The sequence below is a fragment of the Leptolyngbya sp. O-77 genome, assembly GCF_001548395.1.
Lineage (GTDB): Bacteria > Cyanobacteriota > Cyanobacteriia > Elainellales > Elainellaceae > Thermoleptolyngbya.
In genome coordinates, this window is the sequence record NZ_AP017367.1 from 4,973,319 (window position 1) to 4,992,580 (window position 19,262).

Annotated in this window: 18 protein-coding genes and 1 pseudogene; 13 read left to right on the plus strand and 6 right to left on the minus strand. The window is 52.5% G+C overall.

Annotated features, from left to right (window positions below):
• The first annotated feature begins 5 nt into the window (after nt 1–5).
• The 3 genes from O77CONTIG1_RS21035 (at nt 6) to O77CONTIG1_RS21045 (ending at nt 1,548) form a co-directional block, all read left to right on the plus strand.
• Nucleotides 6–695: an ATP-dependent Clp protease adaptor ClpS gene (locus O77CONTIG1_RS21035; RefSeq protein WP_068514813.1), complete on the plus strand. Its 690-nt coding sequence runs from the start codon at nt 6–8 to the stop codon at nt 693–695.
• Between the two features lie 255 nt (nt 696–950).
• Nucleotides 951–1,163: a type II toxin-antitoxin system VapB family antitoxin gene (locus O77CONTIG1_RS21040; RefSeq protein WP_068514815.1), complete on the plus strand. Its 213-nt coding sequence runs from the start codon at nt 951–953 to the stop codon at nt 1,161–1,163.
• A complete protein-coding gene (locus O77CONTIG1_RS21045) occupies nt 1,150–1,548 on the plus strand; it encodes a PIN domain nuclease (RefSeq protein WP_068514818.1) in 399 nt (132 codons plus the stop codon). The genes O77CONTIG1_RS21040 and O77CONTIG1_RS21045 overlap by 14 nt, the downstream gene beginning before the upstream one ends.
• Before the next feature lie 333 nt (nt 1,549–1,881).
• Here the strand turns inward: O77CONTIG1_RS21045 and O77CONTIG1_RS21050 are convergent, their stop codons facing one another.
• Nucleotides 1,882–3,003, minus strand: coding sequence for a transposase (locus O77CONTIG1_RS21050; protein ID WP_084782520.1), 1,122 nt, complete (start codon nt 3,001–3,003; stop codon nt 1,882–1,884).
• Between the two features lie 75 nt (nt 3,004–3,078).
• Here O77CONTIG1_RS21050 and O77CONTIG1_RS21055 point away from each other — a divergent pair, with 75 nt between their 5' ends.
• The 3 genes from O77CONTIG1_RS21055 to O77CONTIG1_RS23910 are packed head-to-tail and all read left to right on the plus strand — an operon-like array spanning nt 3,079 to nt 4,614.
• Complete coding sequence (locus O77CONTIG1_RS21055; RefSeq protein WP_225894631.1) at nt 3,079–3,909, plus strand: restriction endonuclease; 831 nt, start codon at nt 3,079–3,081, stop codon at nt 3,907–3,909.
• 23 nt (nt 3,910–3,932) lie between these two features.
• Nucleotides 3,933–4,175 (plus strand): hypothetical protein, encoded by a 243-nt coding sequence (locus O77CONTIG1_RS21060; protein WP_068514821.1) that lies wholly within the window; start codon nt 3,933–3,935, stop codon nt 4,173–4,175.
• Nucleotides 4,162–4,614 (plus strand): HNH endonuclease, encoded by a 453-nt coding sequence (locus O77CONTIG1_RS23910; RefSeq protein ID WP_084782888.1) that lies wholly within the window; start codon nt 4,162–4,164, stop codon nt 4,612–4,614. Before O77CONTIG1_RS21060 ends, O77CONTIG1_RS23910 begins: the two co-directional genes overlap by 14 nt.
• A gap of 152 nt (nt 4,615–4,766) precedes the next feature.
• On the opposite strand, the gene O77CONTIG1_RS24960 is transcribed toward O77CONTIG1_RS23910, so the two are convergent.
• Nucleotides 4,767–5,078, minus strand: coding sequence for a hypothetical protein (locus tag O77CONTIG1_RS24960; RefSeq protein WP_156435547.1), 312 nt, complete (start codon nt 5,076–5,078; stop codon nt 4,767–4,769).
• Between the two features lie 372 nt (nt 5,079–5,450).
• Between O77CONTIG1_RS24960 and O77CONTIG1_RS21065 the strand changes: the two genes are divergently transcribed.
• Together O77CONTIG1_RS21065 and O77CONTIG1_RS21070 are read left to right on the plus strand one after the other, a co-directional pair.
• Nucleotides 5,451–6,314 carry a M48 family metallopeptidase gene (locus tag O77CONTIG1_RS21065; RefSeq protein ID WP_068514823.1) on the plus strand — a complete coding sequence of 288 codons (864 nt, stop codon included), beginning with the start codon at nt 5,451–5,453 and terminating at the stop codon, nt 6,312–6,314.
• Between the two features lie 26 nt (nt 6,315–6,340).
• Nucleotides 6,341–6,661: a hypothetical protein gene (locus tag O77CONTIG1_RS21070; RefSeq protein ID WP_225894632.1), complete on the plus strand. Its 321-nt coding sequence runs from the start codon at nt 6,341–6,343 to the stop codon at nt 6,659–6,661.
• Nucleotides 6,662–6,682: 21 nt separating this feature from the next.
• On the opposite strand, the gene O77CONTIG1_RS21075 is transcribed toward O77CONTIG1_RS21070, so the two are convergent.
• The 3 genes from O77CONTIG1_RS21075 to O77CONTIG1_RS21080 all read right to left on the minus strand — a co-directional run bounded on the left by O77CONTIG1_RS21075 (nt 6,683) and on the right by O77CONTIG1_RS21080 (nt 10,842).
• Nucleotides 6,683–9,052: a T3SS effector HopA1 family protein gene (locus O77CONTIG1_RS21075; RefSeq protein WP_172799736.1), complete on the minus strand. Its 2,370-nt coding sequence runs from the start codon at nt 9,050–9,052 to the stop codon at nt 6,683–6,685.
• 318 nt (nt 9,053–9,370) lie between these two features.
• Nucleotides 9,371–9,586 (minus strand): hypothetical protein, encoded by a 216-nt coding sequence (locus tag O77CONTIG1_RS24965; protein ID WP_156435551.1) that lies wholly within the window; start codon nt 9,584–9,586, stop codon nt 9,371–9,373.
• 335 nt (nt 9,587–9,921) lie between these two features.
• Nucleotides 9,922–10,842: an IS4 family transposase gene (locus tag O77CONTIG1_RS21080; RefSeq protein WP_286132444.1), complete on the minus strand. Its 921-nt coding sequence runs from the start codon at nt 10,840–10,842 to the stop codon at nt 9,922–9,924.
• Nucleotides 10,843–11,373: 531 nt separating this feature from the next.
• Here O77CONTIG1_RS21080 and O77CONTIG1_RS21085 point away from each other — a divergent pair.
• The 5 genes and pseudogenes from O77CONTIG1_RS21085 to O77CONTIG1_RS25790 all read left to right on the plus strand — a co-directional run bounded on the left by O77CONTIG1_RS21085 (nt 11,374) and on the right by O77CONTIG1_RS25790 (nt 18,228).
• Nucleotides 11,374–12,337, plus strand: a pseudogene (locus O77CONTIG1_RS21085) (transposase).
• Nucleotides 12,338–12,704: 367 nt separating this feature from the next.
• Nucleotides 12,705–13,043 carry a hypothetical protein gene (locus tag O77CONTIG1_RS25785; protein WP_068514829.1) on the plus strand — a complete coding sequence of 113 codons (339 nt, stop codon included), beginning with the start codon at nt 12,705–12,707 and terminating at the stop codon, nt 13,041–13,043.
• Between the two features lie 130 nt (nt 13,044–13,173).
• Nucleotides 13,174–16,926: an ATP-binding protein gene (locus O77CONTIG1_RS21095; RefSeq protein WP_068514832.1), complete on the plus strand. Its 3,753-nt coding sequence runs from the start codon at nt 13,174–13,176 to the stop codon at nt 16,924–16,926.
• Nucleotides 16,899–17,114, plus strand: a complete 216-nt coding sequence (locus O77CONTIG1_RS26425; protein WP_068514835.1) for a hypothetical protein — start codon at nt 16,899–16,901, stop codon at nt 17,112–17,114. Before O77CONTIG1_RS21095 ends, O77CONTIG1_RS26425 begins: the two co-directional genes overlap by 28 nt.
• Nucleotides 17,083–18,228 (plus strand): sensor histidine kinase, encoded by a 1,146-nt coding sequence (locus tag O77CONTIG1_RS25790; RefSeq protein WP_068514838.1) that lies wholly within the window; start codon nt 17,083–17,085, stop codon nt 18,226–18,228. Before O77CONTIG1_RS26425 ends, O77CONTIG1_RS25790 begins: the two co-directional genes overlap by 32 nt.
• Nucleotides 18,229–18,465: 237 nt before the next feature.
• Here O77CONTIG1_RS25790 and map read toward each other — a convergent pair whose 3' ends face one another.
• Nucleotides 18,466–19,245: a type I methionyl aminopeptidase gene (map, locus tag O77CONTIG1_RS21110; RefSeq protein WP_068514841.1), complete on the minus strand. Its 780-nt coding sequence runs from the start codon at nt 19,243–19,245 to the stop codon at nt 18,466–18,468.
• Nucleotides 19,246–19,262: the final 17 nt, after the last annotated feature.

Genomic DNA, 19,262 nt, shown 5'->3' on the forward strand with positions numbered 1-19,262 from the left:
GTTTCATGATCTGGTTTATCAGTCTGGTTGGTCTGTTGCTGCTGATTTGTGTGATAGATGCCATCAAATTTGAGTGGGACCACTCGGAACCTGACCCATTGGCTCAATCAAGACAGCGTTGGCGGCAACAACGCAATCGCACTCAGCGCATTCTGACTCAAGGCGGTCCCCAATCCCTGGCAGAATACCTAGAAATTTTCCCCGATGCCTGCCCTCGTTGCGGCGGACGCCACCTTTACGAAAGCCTTGCGATTCGACGGTCTTTTATCACCCTACTGCTGAGAAACCGCAAACCAAAGCACTCCTGGGTTTGTACTCGTTGCGGACACAACAATTTCGCTAACAAACCTGTGCAACCTTTGCAAAACCTCCGGTTGGTCACTTCTCCATATCTGTCGGCAGAAGCAGCCCAAGCCATCCCGGAGTGGTTCTGGGAGCATCCCCCGGTGGTTCCGGTTTATCTACACAACGATGACACGACGACGATGGAATTTGTCGTGGAAGTGCTGGAGCAGGTGTTTGAACTGCCGAAGGATCTGGCAATTCAATGCATGATTTATACCCATCAACTGGGGCGAAATTTTGTCGTTGCACTGCCCTTTGAGGAAGCCCAGAAGAAAGTTGCGATCGCTCACCAGCGCAGTAAAGGGAAAAACTACCCCCTGCGCTTCACTGTTGAAAATGAGTGGACATAAAACATAAATTCATGAGAATACCTAGGAGGTTGTCTGTTGAGGCAATGGTTTGAGTATTATCTGTGGTTGCAGAAGCACCCAGAAGATAGTCGGTGAGAGCAGTAGCGAGGAGCGACCCCTGCGGGATCTGCAAAGCAGTACGGTCATTACAAAAACGCTTAGGAGGCGATCGGTGGGCTAGTATTGGGGGGCAATCGGTAAGTTCAGCTACACTAAGAGTCAAACTCCCTTAACTCATTTCGCCGGTGGTTGCCCATGAAAATTACCCTCAATCTTGACGAAACCCTTGTGAACGAAGCACTCCAACTCACTAACGTTGCGACTCAGGAAGAACTCATCAACCTTGCACTGCAAGAACTGGTGCGATCGCGTCGCAGGAAAAACCTGCTCGATTTAGCAGGACAAATTCAGTTTGCGACGGATTTTGATCACAAAGCTCTGCGTGAAACTCGTCATGTTGCTGATTGATACCTCCGTTTGGATCAGCGTCTTCCGCGATCGTAGTGGTCAGGTTCGCCAGCAGCTTGAAGCTCTGATTGCTGATCGAGAAGTTCTAATTACTCGATTTACTCAGCTTGAGTTGCTTCAGGGAAGTCTAAATGAGCAGGAATGGAATCTTCTCTCCACTTATCTTGAAACACAGGATTACGCCGAGCTGACTCATCAGTCTTGGCAGGCAGCAGCCCGCATCTACTTTGATCTACGTCGCCAAGGACTTACCGTTCGTAGCCCAATCGATTGCTGTATCGCTCAAGTAGCATTGGAAAATAATTTACTTCTGATTCATAGCGATCGTGACTTTGAAACCATTGACCAAGTGCGTCCCCTTCAAAATCTTCGTTTCCAGCCTTGAACCCTCTTCGTACTGAGAGGTTATCTGTTGGGCAAAGCAGCTAACACTACGTTGGTGCAGACGGTACAAAAGTTATCAGTAGGTATTCAAGGTTATCTGTCGCCGCACAACTTTGACGTTAGCTGGCTTCGTTTTTGGGTTAGGGCTGCATATCCAGATGGCTTGTAAGATACACAGCCTGAGAGATCGCAGGGCTCCACATCTTAAGTAGCGGTTTATATTTGACAAAGTAGCCCTTTTGTAAGTCAACTTGTCTGTATGAAGCGATCTGCCTCCTCAGTGCCAACATTTGATGCAATGCTTATACTTACATCTTGCACCAGTACATTTAGCCTACGTTTTTAGCTCAGCGAGGTGGACAAAGTGCACCGCAATACCGAGTGAATCGAGCAGGGATCGCGCTCGCTCAACTTGAAGCAGCGCTAAACAAGCTGCGACTTCCGGGAACAAGGCGTCTAATGCAGCAGTTGCAGCGACTTTCCAATCAGGGGTCGCTTTGGCGTGAGTTGCGCGGTGAACCCAATGAACCAGCACAAAGCTGAGGAAACACAACATCAACCAGCGATATACGCCCTTGAGCGTCTGCTGAGCAAAGCGATGCAACCCAAAGCGATGTTTGATGGTTTTGAAAAATCCCTCAATGCTCCATCGTCTACGCCCCCACCAAGTGATGGTGCTGCCTTTGAGGGGACGAGTCGAGAGGACAAAGCGTTTCTCCAACTGGCCGTCGCGTTTGAGGTAAAGCCAAGAAATCGTCACCGGGAAGTTCAGTCCCTCTAAGCGCACCTGTTGCCCTTTTTTCACCAGTTTGCTCACACAGCGACCATCAGCCAGTTTGCGGTCACACCGCACCCCGACAATTACCGAGTAACGGCGCTTTCGCATCGCTTTGAGGAATGCCACGCTGCCAAAGGCGGTGTCTGCCAGAATGACCACCCGGAAGGCGCTCGTTAACGCAGGGGGCAAGCTACCTATTAAGCGAATCGCCAACTGCACCGCAGTCCGCTGATGTTTGCCACGCCAGACCCGAAAACTCCAGGGCACTCGACACTCTCCAACCACCAGATACAGCACCACCAGATGCAATCCTCGCTTGCCTTGCAGCACACGAATCAGCGATGCAAACGCTTTGAACTTGCCGCATTTCTCCAACGTCGTCAGATCCACCACCACCTGCAACCAGGGACGGCGACCTTTGGGAGCAGACTGCAACAGTTGCTGCACGATCTGCCGTCGCACCACGCGCACGACTTGGCGGGTGGGCCAGGCATACTCGTTGAGAAATCGGCTCAACGCACTACCCGACTTAATCAAACTGTGTTGCGGCGAGGGTTGCCCTTGAGCTTCTAGGAACAACCCCAGCATCGCTTGCAGGCTGTCTCTTTGGTAGGCACTCGGCATCAGGCTGAGCAGGGTGTAGACTAACGCTTGGGCGTGTCCAAGAATGGTTTCCACTGTTCTTGTTGTTTGTGACTTCACGCCCTTTTCTCTCATTGATTGCACCCGCCGAAAAGCCGTTCATCTGTACTGGTGCAAGATGTAAGTATACCCACAATTCAGGCTCTACAAATTCTGGGTGGGTCTGGTACAACTGAGGAGATTTATGACCAAGTGGCGCAAATCCTCAAGTTGCCAGATGAAGTGCTTGAAATCCCACATGGAAGTAGCTCACAAAGTGAAGTTGAGTACCGTCTTACATGGAGTCGTACCTATTTGAAGAAATATGGACTTTTGCAGAATTCGGCACGGGGAGTATGGTCGTTGTTGTCAACCACTATCAATCTTAATGACTTAGATCCCAAAGAAATTGTCAAAACTGTTCGAGATGCAGAAAAGAGCAAGGTTGTTCCTTCAGATCCAACCACCGAGACCGTTGAATCAATCGAAACCCTGGAAGAACTCGCATGGCATCAACAGTTACATAAAATGCTTCTAGAGCTTGAACCGTCTGCATTTGAGCGTTTGGCACAACGCCTACTGCGTGAATCGGGTTTTATCCAAGTTCAAGTTACTGGAAAATCTGGCGACGGTGGCATTGATGGAGTCGGCATTGCCCGCATCAACGGCTTCTTGAGCTTCCATGTTCTTTTTCAATGTAAGCGTTATCAAGGATCAGTAACGGCGGGGCAAATTCGAGATTTTCGGGGAGCCATGCAAGGTCGCACTGACAAGGGGTTATTGATCACAACTGGCACATTTACCAGAGATGCAATTAAGGAGGCAACCAGGGATGGCGCACCCCCGATTGACTTAATCGATGGTGAGCAACTAGTCCAACGCTTGAAAGAACTGGGACTTGGTGTCAAGATCACAATGATTGAGTCAGTAGAAGTTGACACAGCTTGGTTCGCAAAAATTTAATTCTTTAATTCAATGAGGGCTAAATGGTTACAACTCTCAATAAACCATCTTCTCTAATTCATGAGATCCAACTCGAGAAAGTCGGCAACTGGAGTTTATTCAAATTTAGTGAGTCTCTTCAACTGCGAATGGAAACCCTTCTAGAAAAGAAAAAGGCTGATCAACTCACGCCTGATGAAGTTGCTGAATTAGATGCGATTGGAGAGCTAGATCGTATTTTTACGCATATCAACGCGATGCTTGCTACTCAACATGCCGATCAGTGATGAAGTCAGACAGGCTATTCGAGAGCGTGCTAACTATATCTGCGAGTATTGTCACTCTCCAGAACGGTTGAGTGCTAATCGGTTTACTATTGATCATGTCATCCCAAAATCTTTGGGGGGTTCCGACGCACTCGACAATCTTGCGCTGGCATGTCGTCGTTGCAACGAGAGGCGTTACAATTTTGTGGCTGGTATCGATCCAGAGACTCAAGAGATTGTTCCCATTTTCAATCCCCGCAAACAAAAATGGGCAGAGCATTTTGTTTGGCAAGATAAGGGCGTTGTCATAGGAGGAACTACACCCATTGGTCGCGCAACTTGCTTACGGCTTGATTTGAATGATACCTGTTATCCAGAGGAAGATTCTATTCGAGCAACCAGACGATTTTGGATACAAACCGGATTACACCCTCCAGCAGGTGATCCGTGTCAAGCTTGAAGTAGTGTGGCTGCCAGCCAGCTAACACTGCGTGGCAGCGGACGGACGAAAGATATCTGTGAGAGGTAAGGGTTACTTGCCGCCGCTGCACTTCACCGTTAGCCCTCAGCGTTCTGGTTCAGTCAGCTTACGGGTGGGTGGGCGATTCGCCCTCAATTGCGAAGGTGCAGTTCTTCAAGAACTCGGTCAACCCGAACACTCCCAATAGCTTTCGGGTAAGATGCCAACGTTGAGCGGTGATAGGCTTGGGTCAGCAGTTCGAGGTTCAAAGAGGTGTCGGGGGGCGATCGCCCAGAGGTGTTGGTGTTGGGTAGATAAAGGGCGATCGCCGAGAGGTGTGGGTGTTGGATGAGGGCGATCGCCCAAAGGTGTTGGTGTTGGGGAGATAAGGGGCGATCGCGAAGGCTAATGTAGATCCTGATGGAGACGGAGTTAACAGGTGGCCGCGAAGAAGTGCTGAGCAAGCGGGCGGCAGAAAAATTATCTGTGAGATTTCGAGGTTATCTGCTGCCGCACAACTTCACCGTTGGGGAGAGTGATTTTTGGAGGGATTGTGGAACGCTAGAGAGAGTTTCTGGAAGTAACGCTTAAAAAGGGCTGGGGGGCGATCGCTCTCACCTGCATCATCACACCGGCCCGCGCAAGATGCCTGCTCACGCAACAATTTTGCATAATCTACGTCTCAACAATCAATATATCTGGATTGATCCAGGCTCAATTTTTTGATCTTGAGGAATCCCGAAGCTTCAGGCAAGCTTGTTGTTATCTGTTACGCCTAATACGCCTAACTCCTGAACTCCTCCGCACGTCAACATTCCACACTCTGGCAAAGCATCATGATTGACTTTCTCCTTCACCAATTTGGCAATCTGCGCCGCCGCTGGCTCTATGGGTTGATGGCAGGCGTGATGGCAACGGGGCTGATTGTGCTTAGCCCTTCGCCGTCTCATTCGCAAACCGTGCCGCGCTGGCTGGAACTGCTGATTCGCGGGGCGCAAATTGTTCAAATCTCCAATATGTCGGAGCGGCAAGAGTTGGAGCTAGGTCGGCAGATCAACCAGCAATTGTTGACGCAGCAGTTTCGGCTTTATCGGAATTCGACGGTTTCTGAATACGTTAACCGCGTGGGACAGGGCCTCGTGCCCCACAGCGATCGCCCCCAGATTCCCTATACCTTCCAGGTGGTCGAGAGCAATCAGATTAATGCCTTTGCCACAATGGGCGGCTATGTCTACGTCACCACTGCACTGCTGCAAGCAATGGACAACGAGGCTGAGCTAGCGGGCGTATTGGGGCATGAGATTGGGCATATTGCCTCGCGCCACTCGGTCGAACAGTTGCGCGATCGGGCGATCGCCGCTGGGGCTGCCCGTGCTGCCGGACTGGACCGCAACACGGCCGTCGCCCTGGGTGTGGAACTCGCCATCAACCGGCCCAACAGCCGCCGCGACGAATACGAAGCCGACGAGCGCGGCCTAAACAACATGATCCGCGCTGGCTATGCCCCGATTGGCCTGGTCAGCTTTATGGAAAAACTCCAGCAGCGGGGCGGCTCGGTGCCCACCTTCCTCAGCACCCACCCCAACTCTGGGGAACGCGCTGCCCGCCTGCGGCAGATGGTAGATGAAGCCGCCCTCACCCAGGGCAGAGGGCTAGACACTGCCGACTATCGCAACCAGATTCGTCCACTCGTGCGCTAAATGCTCTCTCTTAGCAGGAACGTGAAATGAGACGCTGGATTGCTGGGGTTGGCGCGGGCGTGGTGTGCGGCACCGCAGGCGCAATGGGCGTTGGGGCCGGTTTGGGGCACGCGCTGCCGCCGCCGGAGGACGTGCCAGAGGAAGTGCTGCGGACGCAGATTGTGCTGGAGGGGCGATCGCCCGTCACGGGGGAACCGCTCACTGCAAGCGAACATGCCACTCAGCAGGCCAGTCGCCAGACGGCGATTGAGGAACAACCCCGCGATCTGCCGCCCGAAATCCGGCAAACAGTGATGCTCTTGAAGCTGCGGCGGCTACTGCGCCCGGTACTGCCGTTTATTTTCTAAACCCAGCAATCGTCGAGCCATTCAAAGCGAGTAGCGATCGCCCGCACCAGGATTCAGATATGGCCGGTCAAGCAACAGCCCTGCCTGCTGAAACTGACGGGCGATCGCCGCTAGCCGCGTGGTTGGGTCGGCGCTGTCTAGCAGCCCATCGGCAACCAACTGAGCGCGGTGCAGCCCAAACTCGATCGCCTCGTTGCAGGCTTCCTCAATCGGTTCCTCCGCTAGCCCCACTCCCGGCGCGAGGGCCTTGGTAAACAGAGGCACGGCCCGCTGGAGGTGCGATCGCACGGCTAGATAAGCCTGCCGCAGCATCGGAGCCGCCGCTGCCCAATCGACCTGGCAAATTCGCAAGATGGCTGAATCGCGCCGATCATAGTCGGCCGGGTCGTGCAGCAGGCTGAGTGCAAAGGGCAGCGCCGCCGTATTTAGCGCCGGAATCAGGACGTGCATGAGGGCGATCGCCCCCGCAGGCGACAGGTTGAAATAGACTTGCACCGCTGGTACATCGGGCGAAATCGGGCCGCGATCGCCCAACACGGTATAAAAACTCGCGTCCATGCGATGGGGCGGCATCCACACTGCAACCGCGTTGCCCACTGCCGGATGTCTTTGGGAGGGAGATAAATGGCGATCGCGCTCCAGCCGCAAGATCAACCCATTGCGCTGAACCAAGGCCGTCGTTTCGTCGATCTGGGTGACAATCCAGCCCGCGTCAAAATAGCCCTGTCCTGTGTTTGCCGCGCTAAGCTGCTCAAAAAATTCCACATCCACCCCAGCCTGCACCGAGTTTCGCAGATCCGTCGCCGCAGGCTGGTCGGTCAGTTGCCGTCCACAAAAGTAAAGGTCATAGATCACATTGCGAAGCTGGAGCCGAAGGTAGGAGCGCTGCACCTCTGGCGGCAACTGGTCAAAGGGGCGATCGTCTTCTACTAGCACCGCCGCCGGACAGCGATCGTGATAAATCCGTCCCTCCGCGCTGATGTGGAGATGTCGCAGCAAATCGTCTAGCCCCGCTCCGGGCGGCAGCTTGAGCGTCGGGGTCGCGTTTGGAACTGTCGCGGGGGAACCTGCTAGTTCGCCAGAGCCAGATGTCGCCGCAAGGTCGGATTGGCTATCTGGCTGGTTGCCCAATTCTGGGTCAGATGCTTTACTGTCTAGCCAGTCCTGAAGCGGCCCGCCAAAAATCGACCGAATCGACGCATCGGGCCGATTGAGCAGCGAATTCGCCACCTGCATCGTGCAAATGCCCACATTGCCCAGCGGCTCGAAATGTAGCGCCTTGACCCGCAGCGTGCGAACCAGGCTATAGCCCGCAAACTGCATCGCCCGCTGCCAAAAGTCTGGCGATCGCCCCATTTCGGGAAACGCCGCCGCATAGCCCCGCACGAGCGATCGCAGCGACGGCTGGAGAGCCTCCAGTGGCACGGCCGCCAGCCGCAGCGCCTCGGTCAAATCCAGCCCCGACACCACCAAACTCTGTAGCCATAGCCGCAGATAGCAAGCAATCAGAAAGCCCATATCCAGCGCTGGGTCGCCCCATTCCGCCTTTTCCCAGTCGATCAGGCGCAGGGGTTGCGGGGCAGCATTCCAAGGCTGATTGTTCGCGGATGATTTTTTAGCTGATTCTGCTGATTCTTTTAATTCTTTAGAGGCGGCTCGAATCAACTGCGGCCAGTTGCGATGCAATAGCACATTGCCGAATTTGAAATCTTGGTGCGTGAGGCAGCAGGGGTCGTAAATCTCGCTTAAATGGGCGATCGCCCTCCGCAAATCCTCAGCCTGAAAATACAGCTCAAAAAACCGCTGCCCATCTTCGCTGATCCGCCCCAAATCTTCTGGAGTCAGCCACTCCAGCCCGTCTTCAAAATTAGGAACAATCGTCGCGATGTCATCCTCTGCCATCGCCGCCGTTTGGGTTTGCTGGAGGGCGGCCCGATGAAGCACCTCCTCGTCGGGATGAAGCTGGTGATAGATCGGCCAATAGTCCAATGTAGTGCGGTGAAATTGTGCGGCCAGATGCCCTAACTGGTGGGCGATCGCCGTTGGAAACATCTGCCGTTCGGCATAGAAAGTTTCCAGATCGAGATAGTCCTGAAGATAGTTCATCACCAGGATGTGATTGGCTGGATCAAACAGCAAAATGCCCGCCGTTAAAGGAATCAAGCTGCTCAGTTCAGAATGCGCTTGAAACAGCGATTGCACCTCTCCTTCAATCAGCAAATCTCCAGCGGCATTGCCCTGGGCATCCAGCGGCTCTTGTTTCACCAACAGCAGGCGATCGCCCGTCAGCCGCACCAGCAAATTAAAGTTTTTGGAAGACTTGGCTTCGATAGAAATGACAGATTCTAATTGGCGATCGCAGATATTACGCCTCACCAAATAATCAAACACGTTCTGATAATCCAATCTAAACGGTGTCTCTGTATGCATTTTGGAATTTATCGAATCAGCGTCTCTAAATCAAACAATCTGACACAAGCTGACACAAGCTTTCTGCTGTTCTGGTTTGCATCTCTAAAAAACTTAGCCAGAGCCACTCAGGACTCTGGCTATGGCTCTGACTCAACCAAAGGTTGAAGAGCCGCCTCTGCCAAAAGAGGGATTTTAAGTCATGTGAATTCTGAACCCCCTAATCAGCAGTTGCTCGATCAAAACGAGCGAAACCTTACAACCTAAAACGAATCAAACACCAAAGCTTGGTTGCAAGCATTAGGTCGTGAAAATATTACGGCGACGTACCACTCGGCGGGTTGTCCGACGGCGCACAACTCGTCGAGGATTGCGGCGCGGAGGGGTCGAATTTCGCCGCCGTCCTCCTGTGATCAGCAGCTCGTTCTCTTCAGTTAGCACTTGCGACAATCCTTCGATGCCCAGGAACAGATCGATGCCCGCGGGCTGATGTTGTGAAAGTTGCTTATTAGTCATTGCACGATCCTCATTACTAACTATCGACTTATGTTGGAAACACTTGCATCTGCAAGAGACTTGTTTTTTGTGCTTCCTCCATGTGTCTTCAGCTTATCGATATGAACAATCGAAGGCAATCTTTATTAGAGTTTTCTAATGCTTCTCTTATTGAGCGTTAAAGCAACGTTTTTGGAATAAGACTCAGGACGAGGATGCCTATATCCAAGGGCATAGAGGTATTGCCAGAAAGCTCCTGCCAGAGTGCATCTCAGGAGATGGATATCAAAAGTGTTGAATCTTAAGATTTTCTTTTCTAAAAATAGACACACTAATCCTGTGGCAAGCTGGTTTTGTCAACAAAACACTAATTTTTGGAGCCAGTGGGCATAACTGATATTTTCACACATAAAAGCCTGTAAATATCGTAGCTTATCTAATACTTTGTTGCCAAATTCTTTCGGAATTGTCACCAATTGCAAAATCACATAAGCTACCAAACACGCATAAATCTGCATCTCAATCCCGTTCACATTCTTAGTAATTAGTCGATCTAGTTTCAGATGCATCTTCAGAAATTTCCAAAATAACTCTATCTGCCAACGCAAACGATAAAATTCGCTAATTTCCTCATTGGAAATGGTATTTTCTCCCCCTATCGGTAGATTCGTTGACAAGCGATATTCTGTTTGTGATTCTAAATCACAAAAGGCGACAACCCGTGCTTCAACTTGCTCCTTACCCGTGCCAATCAAGAAGTTGCCATTTTCTAGCATCTTGAGACTAATATTATTCTTGATTCTGACGATAAAGTAGCGATTCTCTTGATTCAGTAAATAGCGAATTCGAGCTAGGCTAAAAAAGCCCCGATCCATGACCCCGACACTATTATCAGGCACAGCATCGATCGTTTCCTTCCCATGTTTACTGTCATGACCTTGACCAAAGTGGATGAAAACACCCCCCGGCTCATGTGTCATTAAATCTAAACCACTAAACAGCTTTACTTGGTGAATACCCTGCGCCCAGAGCAACTTGCTCGTCAAACTAACAATGGTTGAATCCAGCGGAAATAAAGTCAGCTTTGCAGCATCAATCTTATGCCTTTTGTGGAGTTCCTGCTTCAATACCCAAAAAAGATCATAAAGTATCTGGGGATCACGGTTCTTGCTGGCTTTAGAAAAAGTAGAAATCTTGACCTTGATGCCACGAATATTTAACGCTTGAAGACGCTCCTCATACTGCTTTGACTCTGATCGAGAACCAAGGAGAGCCAAATAGAAACAAATAGAAAGCTGTTGAGAACCGGATAGTCATCCGTGGCGAGGTGGCCCAGATGCTTTTTGACGATCTCAGGAAAGTTTGATATCATGATACTAACATTATTTTCTTTTTTATAGCCTCTAGTTTACACGATTAGGGGCTATTTTTTTAAACATATTTGCTATCATTCAACACTTCTGGATGGATATAAAAGTTCCCGAATTTAGAAAAGCTTTTGATTTTATTTAGGAACTTTTGAAAAGATTGAACGTCGCCTGCTTTTTGAAATGAGTTTTGGAATAAGTTCTGAATTTCGGGAACTTTTTTAATTCGGTCTTCGTCTGTGGCGCGATCGCCTTTTCACAAGCGCAAAATAAGCCCAAACAGTACGCTCTAAACGCACCGCAGAAACACGCTGAACTGACTTCAAAAACTGACTTCAACAAATTGAGTCTGAAGCAGAAGTGTTGAAAGATAGATTAAGCGATGAAAAAAAGGGACAGAATGCAGTATTCTGTCCCCTAGTAAACAAAAAATGATGCCTGATGATAGCCTCATTTCCGAAGCTTGTCAAATCGATCTTGATGCAGCTTTGTCCGCATGACTATCCCGTTTTGAACTCGCGCTTGTTCTTTGAAATCTGGTTGACCTTTGTGTTGGACAAGGGCTTAACCAGCATGAGAGACTTATTTTACCGCCTAAATCGTACAGGTGTTGAGGTCGATATATCCACCTTTTCTAAAGCTTGCAAAACTCGAACGGATGGGCACTTTTGTCGAATCTATGCACAGTTGATTGAGCAAGTAAAGCGCAAACAGCCGACCGCGGCTCAGATACTTTTTCCGATTGATTCAACCATCGTTACACTTACCAGCAAGCTATTTTGGCTGCAAGGATATCACCAAGTTAAATTACTGAATGGAATCAACTTAGAGCAAGGATATTCGAGTGAATGCTTGATTCATTTTGGGCAAGGACATGATGCAAAGTTTGCCGATTCGATTAGCACGATGATTCCCGAAAACGGCATCGGCATCCATGGATAGAGGCTTCGCAAGCTGGGAATTTCTCGACCAAATGAGTCTCACTCAAACAAAGTTTGTGGTGCGAATCAAGAACAATATGAAGACTGAACTTGACCACGACCGTTACCGCGTGGTTTGGTTCTGTGATTTGGAGAGTCGGAGCGAGTTTCGTCTGGCAACTAATGTCAATGAGATGAGCGACGAAGAAATCAGTGATACCTATCGGCATCGTTGGCAAATTGAGGTGTTATGGAAGTTTCTCAAGATGCACTTAAAGCTCGATCGTCTCATCACCAAGAATGTGAATGGGGTGAGTATTCAGATTTATATGGTGCTCATCACGTATTTAATCTTATTGTTAATCGAAATTCCAGCATTCTATGGCAGTGAATTGCTCGACAAGTTTCGGTATTTACAACTGGAACTGAGCCGTGCTCCAATGGTTCATTGGAGCTACGATCTGCTGCCCGAAACACTCGTATGACTCTTGTAAGCTAAAATGTAAAGTTTTCTATCTGGATTCAACACTTCTGCTATTTTTTCTCCTGATGAAGTAGCTGCCTTGCGGTGCAATAGGCTAGATGGCGGATGATCATTGTCGATTATTCATCTAGCAAAGTTTGTTAAGTCCCTGGTTGAAACGGGCACTCTAGCCACAGCATTGTTGCAGGGGTCAGTGGGAAAAGGATATGGGGTGTCGCTCGCAACGCTGGCGCAAATGGGGCTGAAATTAATCTGACTCGGATTTGCAGGCTTTCTGGGCAGACATTCTGAGATTGTTCTACCTTTTCTCTTCAACTGTGATGAGGAGTCTTTCTTCCTTCACGCTTAGCCATAAAACTAGAGTATCCATGCACGGAACGATTGAGATTTTAGGTTATCAGTCTCTAGGCTTGATTCACGAAGGCGTGAATACGGTGCTGTATCGGGCTGTTTCCCAGATTACCCAGCAGCCGTTCATTCTCAAGGTGTTGCGGGCGGAGCATCCTACTCTGGAGCAGATTACTCGGCTAAAGCACGAGTATCAGGTGGCGGCCAATCTCGATTTGCCTGGTGTGGTGCGGGTATACGGGCTGGAAACGCATGGGCATCGGGCCGTGCTGGTGTTGGAAGATTTTGGTGGGCGATCGCTCAAGCAGGTTTTTGGCCAACCGCAAGTGCAAGATCCTCGATCCGGGCGCGGGTGCTGAATATCGCGATTCAGCTGACTCAAGCGCTGGCCTCGCTTCAGCAGGCTCGCATTATTCACAAAGACATAAAGCCTTCCCAACATCCTCCTCAACGAGGAAACAGGCGAAGTAAAGCTCACGGACTTTAGCATTGCCCTCGCGCCTGGGCGAAGAGCTGACCCTGCCGCAGGAGCTAAACCAGCTTGAGGGAACGCTGGTCTACATGTCGCCGGAGCAGACGGGGCGGATGAACCGGACGCTGGACTATCGCAGCGACTTCTATTCTCTGGGTATTACGCTGTATGAGCTGCTGGCGGGGCGGCTGCCGTTTCGGGGAAACGATCCTCTGGAATTGGTGCATTGTCACATTGCCAAAGCGCCGCCGCCGCTGCGGAGTTTGAACCCCAATGTTCCGGGGGCGATCGCCGCTATTGTTCACAAGCTGATGGCGAAAAACGCGGAAGACCGCTACCAGAGCGCAGCAGGATTGTTGGCTGACTTAGAGCGCTGCCGCGATGCTTTGACAGAGGGCAAGACGATTCCTGACTTTACGCCCGGAGAGCGCGATCGCTCGTCCCAACTGCTGATTCCCAAAACCCTCTATGGGCGCGAGTCAGAGGTGTCTGCACTGCTGGCGGCATTTGATCGGGTGTCGGCAAACACGAGTCCGCTGCTGGCGCTGGGCGGCGAAGAGAGCAGCCGCAGCGAGCTGATGCTGGTGTCGGGCTATTCGGGCATCGGCAAATCTTCTCTGGTGAACGAAATCCACAAGCCGGTGGTGCGGCAGCGGGGCTACTTTATCAGCGGCAAGTTTGACCAATACAAGCGCAATGTGCCCTATGCCTCGATTATTCAGGCGTTTCAATCGCTGACGCAGCAGGTGCTGACGGAAAGTGGCGATCGCCTGGAGAAATGGCGCGAAAAGCTGCTCGCTGCCCTAGGCCCCAACGGACAAGTCGTAATCGACGTAATTCCCCAGATGGAGCTGATTTTGGGCACCCAGCCGCCCGTCCCAGAACTAGGCGCAACGGAGGCACAAAATCGCTTTCTCCAGGTCTTTCAATCGCTGGTCGGCGTGTTTGCCCAGCCGACTCATCCGCTGGTGCTGTTTCTCGACGATTTGCAGTGGGCCGATTCGGCCTCGCTGAAGCTGATTCAGGCGCTGATGTCCAATCCCGACAGTCGCTACCTGCTGATGATCGGCGCATATCGGGACAACGAAGTTAGCCCGGTTCACCCGCTGATGAAAACGGTGGAAGAGATTCAGCAGGCGGGCGGCGTGGTGAACCAGATTGTGCTGAAGCCGCTGCCCCTGGAAGCAGTGCAACGGCTAGTGCAGGATGCGCTGACGGGCAGGCGAGCCTCGCGCAGCCGGAGAGCCGAAGAACAGCCTTCAGAATATCTGCACCCGCTGGCGGAACTGCTGTTTGCCAAAACCCAGGGCAATCCGTTCTTTTTGACGCAACTGCTGAAAACGCTGTATCAAGAAAAGCTGCTCACCTTCGACTTTGCGACGGGCGGCTGGCAATGGGACGTGCAGGCGATTCAAGAAACGGGCATTGCCGACCAGTCAGTGGTGGAACTGGTGGCAGGTAATTTGGTGAAGCTGCCGCCAGAGACGCAGACGGTGCTGAAGCTGGCGGCCTGTGTGGGCGATCGCTTTAGTTTGCCGACGCTGGTGGTGATCAGCGGACTGAGCCTGTCGGCGCTGGCGCAAGCTCTGCAACCTGCGCTGGAGGAGCGTTTCATCTTGCCGCTCAGCCAGGATTACAAAATTCCGCTGCTGTTTTCAGAAGATGAACTCGGCAACTTGCTAGCCGATGCTGCCCAGTCGGGGGCCAAGCAGCCGTTTACTTATCGCTTTTTGCACGATCGGGTGCAGCAGGCTGCTTACTCGTTAATTGACGAGGGCGATCGCCCAGCCACACATTTGCAAATTGGTCGGCTGCTGCTGCAAACGATTCCCGCTGCGGATCGCGCCACAGGACAATTTGAAGGATTGTTTGAAATCGTCAACGCGCTGAACTACGGGGCTGATCTCATCAACGAGCCGCAGGAGCGGGTAGACCTGGTGCGGCTGAACCTAGCAGCAGGGCGGCGGGCCAAGGCGGCAGCGGCGTATGAAACGGCGGACAGCTTTTTGCAACAGGGGCGATCGCTCCTGCCAGAAAACGCCTGGACGACGCACTATGACCTGACGCTGGCACTGCACGCCGAAGCCGCCCAAGCGGCTTACCTGGTGACGAAATACGACGAAGCAGAGGCGATCGCCAATACCCTGGAGCAACATGCCGCCAGTGTTCTCGATGCAGTGCAGTCCTACGAGCTAAAGATCCAGATTTACATCGCCCAGCTGCAAATGTGGCGATCGCTCGCGGTGGCCTTCGACGGGCTGATGCTGCTGGGCTTTACCATCGCTAGCCCGCTGAACCACGATCATTTCCAAATTTCACTGCCCGCACTGGATGCGCTGGATGCCGTACCCGAACTGACCGATCCCGAAAAGCTGGCAGCCCTGCGAATTTTGAACGCAGTAACGGGCACCGCGTATCAAACTCAGCCAGAGGTGTTTCGCTGGGTTGCCACCACGCAGCTTGAACTCTGCGTCCGTTATGGTCATTCGCCCTTGGCGGCCCCTAGCTACGCCACCTATGCCTGGTATTGCAGCACGATTCCCGCCGCAGACCGCGCCTACGAGGCGGGGCAGATTGCCATGAAGCTGCTGGAGCGCTATCAGTGCCGCGAGTGGCAGTGCAGCATTGTGCAACTGTTTGAATGCTTTGTGCGGCACCATAAGGAACACATTCGCAATACCTTTGCGCCACTGGTGGAAGGCATTCATGTAGGGCAAGAAACGGGTGATTTAGGCTACGTCAGCTATTCGATCATGAACTATTGCGACCACCGATTTTTTAGCGGCGAGTCGCTGGAAGGTCATTACGAAAATCAGGTGCAGTATGGAGCGCTGCTGCTGCAACTGAAGCAGCATTTTCAGCTTTCTGCGGCTCGCATGTGGCAACAGGTGACGCTGAATCTGCTGGGACGATCGGAAAATCCGACGCTGCTGGTGGGCGAAGCGTTTAATGAAATCGAAATGCTGCCGCGTTTGGAAGAGTCGCAAAATTATCAAGCGCTCTTTGTCTTTCACCTGGCCAAGCTGATGCTGCACTACTGGTTTGGTGAATATGAGGCGGCGATCGCCTCTGCCAAACGCGGGGAACAATACGCAGGCTGCGGCGCGGGGCTGATGGCCACCCCGGTTTACTGGTTCTACTACGGGCTGGCGCTGCTGGCGGCCTATCCAGCGGGCAGTGCAGATCAGCAGGCGGAATGGATGCCGCAGTTGCTCGCCTGTCAGACGACTGTGCAGCAGTGGGCTGCGTCTGCACCGATGAACCACCAGCACAAAGCCGACCTGCTGGCAGCGGAGTTGGCCCAGATTCGGGGCGATCGCCAGACCGCGATGGACTGCTACGATCTCGCCATTGCCCGCGCCACCAAAGAAGGCTTCATTCACGAAGCGGCTGTGGCCAGCGAACGGGCTGCCCAGTTTTATGCGGCGTTAGGCAAAACCCGCCTTTCCCAGAATTATTTAATCGATGCCTACTATGGCTACATCCAGTGGGGGGCGATCGCCAAAGTTCATGCGCTCACTGCCGAGCATCCTCTGCTACTCCAGCAGGACGAAGCCAGCAGCGCTCCAGCCGTCGATGCCACCATCACCGCTACTGCGACCACCACCCGCTCGACCCGCAGCACTAGCGGCCAGCGCGATTCCCTCGATTTGAACACGGTGATGAAAGCCGCCGAGGCGATCGCCAGCGAACTGCATCTCGACGCGCTGCTCAGCCGCATTCTCTCGATCATCCTGGAAAAATGCAGGCGCACAAAAAGGGCTGCCTGATTTTGGAAAAAGAAGGAAAGCTACAAATTGAGGCGATCGACAACAACCCAGACCAGACGGCTGTGGTGTTTACAATCGACACCCCTGGAGAGCAGCCGCGAGAGGTTCCCGTGTCGCTCATCCATCTGGGTATGGCGGACGCAGCAGCCGCTAGTATTGTCAGACGCAGCCAGCGATTCGCGGTTTGAGGGCGATCGCTATCTCCAGCAGCACCAGCCCAAATCCGTCCTGTGTGCCCCGATTCTCTATCAGGGCAAGCGCACGGGTGTCGTATACCTAGAAAACCCGCTAACGGCCAACGCCTTTCCACCGTCGCGGCTAGAACTCCTGAAATTGCTGACGACCCAAGCGGCGATCGCCCTAGAAAACGCCCAGCTCTATGCCCGCGAGCAAGACAAATCCCAGTGCCTCCAAGAATCCCTGCAAAAGCTCCAGCAAACCCAGGCGCAGCTCGTGCAAACCGAAAAAATCTCCCAACTGGGGCAACTGGTGGCCGGGGTCGCCCACGAAGTCAACAATCCCGTCAGCTTCATCGCAGGCAACCTGGCCCACGCCAGCCGCTATATCGAAGACCTGGTGGAACATCTGGCACTATATCAGCAGCACTACGCCCCACCCATCGCAGCGATTCAACACCACGCCGAAGAAATTGACCTGGAATTTTTGCTCGATGATTTGCCCAAAATGGTGAACTCCATGAAACTGGGCACTGACCGCATTCGGGATATCATGCAATCGCTGCGAACCTACTCCCGCGCCGACGGCAGCGAAAAACGCCCCACCGATCTGCACGCAGGATTGGATACCACGCTGCTGATCCTGTCGCATCGGCTAAAGGCAAAGCCAGAGCGTCCGGCGATTCGCATTGTCAAAAACTACGGCACGCTACCGCCTGTGAATTGCTACAGCGGGCAAATCAACCAGGTGTTTATGAACCTGATTGCCAATGCCATCGACGCGATGGAAGAGGGCAACGCCGGGAAAGCTTTGTCGGAGCTAGAGCAGCACCCCAATACGATTACGATTTCTACAACAGCTACCGACCATGCCGTCACAATCCGCATTGCCGACAATGGGCCGGGCATGAGCGAAGCCGTTCGGCAAAAGCTGTTTGATGCCTTTTTCACCACCAAGCCAGAGGGTAAAGGAACTGGTCTAGGGCTATCCATCAGCTACCAGATCGTGGCAGAAAATCATGGCGGGACGTTGGAATGCTACAGTTCGCCAGGGCAGGGCGCAGAGTTTGTGGTGCAAATTCCAGTTCAGTCCGAAGTGCCGGCCCACGTTCTGGTTAGCTCCTAGATCTGTTAGGACTTACGCAGTTGGACAATTTCTCGCGGGCTGTGCCCGCGAGAAATTGTCCAAACCCCAAGGAGCTTACCGCAAGTGCGTAAGTCCTGTCTGTTTTTTGGAGGAGGGGTTCGTAGAAAATCTCCCACTGCCGTCGCGGTTGCAGGCTTGCAATTTCTTAAGAATGGGTCAAGCCCTGCACAAGGCCCACACAAGACCCACACAAGACCCGTACAAGCCCCCTAATAGCTAGGCGACGGCCAATTCTGGCATCAGCGTCAGCACATCCACCCCCGTGGCCGTCACTGCAACCGTGTGTTCAAACTGGGCAGAAAGCTGCCGATCTTTCGTCACCGCAGTCCATTTATCCGATAAAACCTCCACTTCCCAAGTGCCGACGTTAATCATTGGCTCAATTGTGAACACCATGCCAGGGCGCAGCTTTTTGCCCTTGCCGCGCTTGCCATAGTGGGGAATTTGGGGAGCCGTGTGGAAGATGCGCCCAACGCCGTGCCCCACAAAATCTTGCACCACCGAGAAGCCCTGGGATTCAGCATATTCCTGAATGGCGGCCCCAATGTCGCCGATGCGGGCCCCCGGCTTGACCTCGCGAATGCCACGCCACATGCACTCTTCCGTCACCTCTACTAGCTTGCGGGCAAGGGGCGACGGCTCTCCTACAAAGAACGTGCGCGAGGTGTCGCCGTGGTAGCCATCCACAATCGGCGTTACGTCGATGTTAATAATGTCGCCGTCGCGCAGGATTTGCTTGGCATTGGGGATGCCGTGACACACGACTTCATTGACGCTGGTGCAGATTGATTTGGGAAAGTCGTGATAGCCCAGCGGGGCGCTTTTGGCTCCATGCCTTTGAGTCCATTCCTCTGCGGCATCGTTTAGCTCCAGCGTGCTGACCCCTGGCTTCACCAGCGGCTCTAGATAGGCAAGAAGCTGGGCAGCAAGCTGTCCGGCCTGGCGCATTTTTTCGATTTCGCGCTGTGACATGAGGGTGATGGTTTCGTTGGACATTTTGGAGGGAGCTAGAC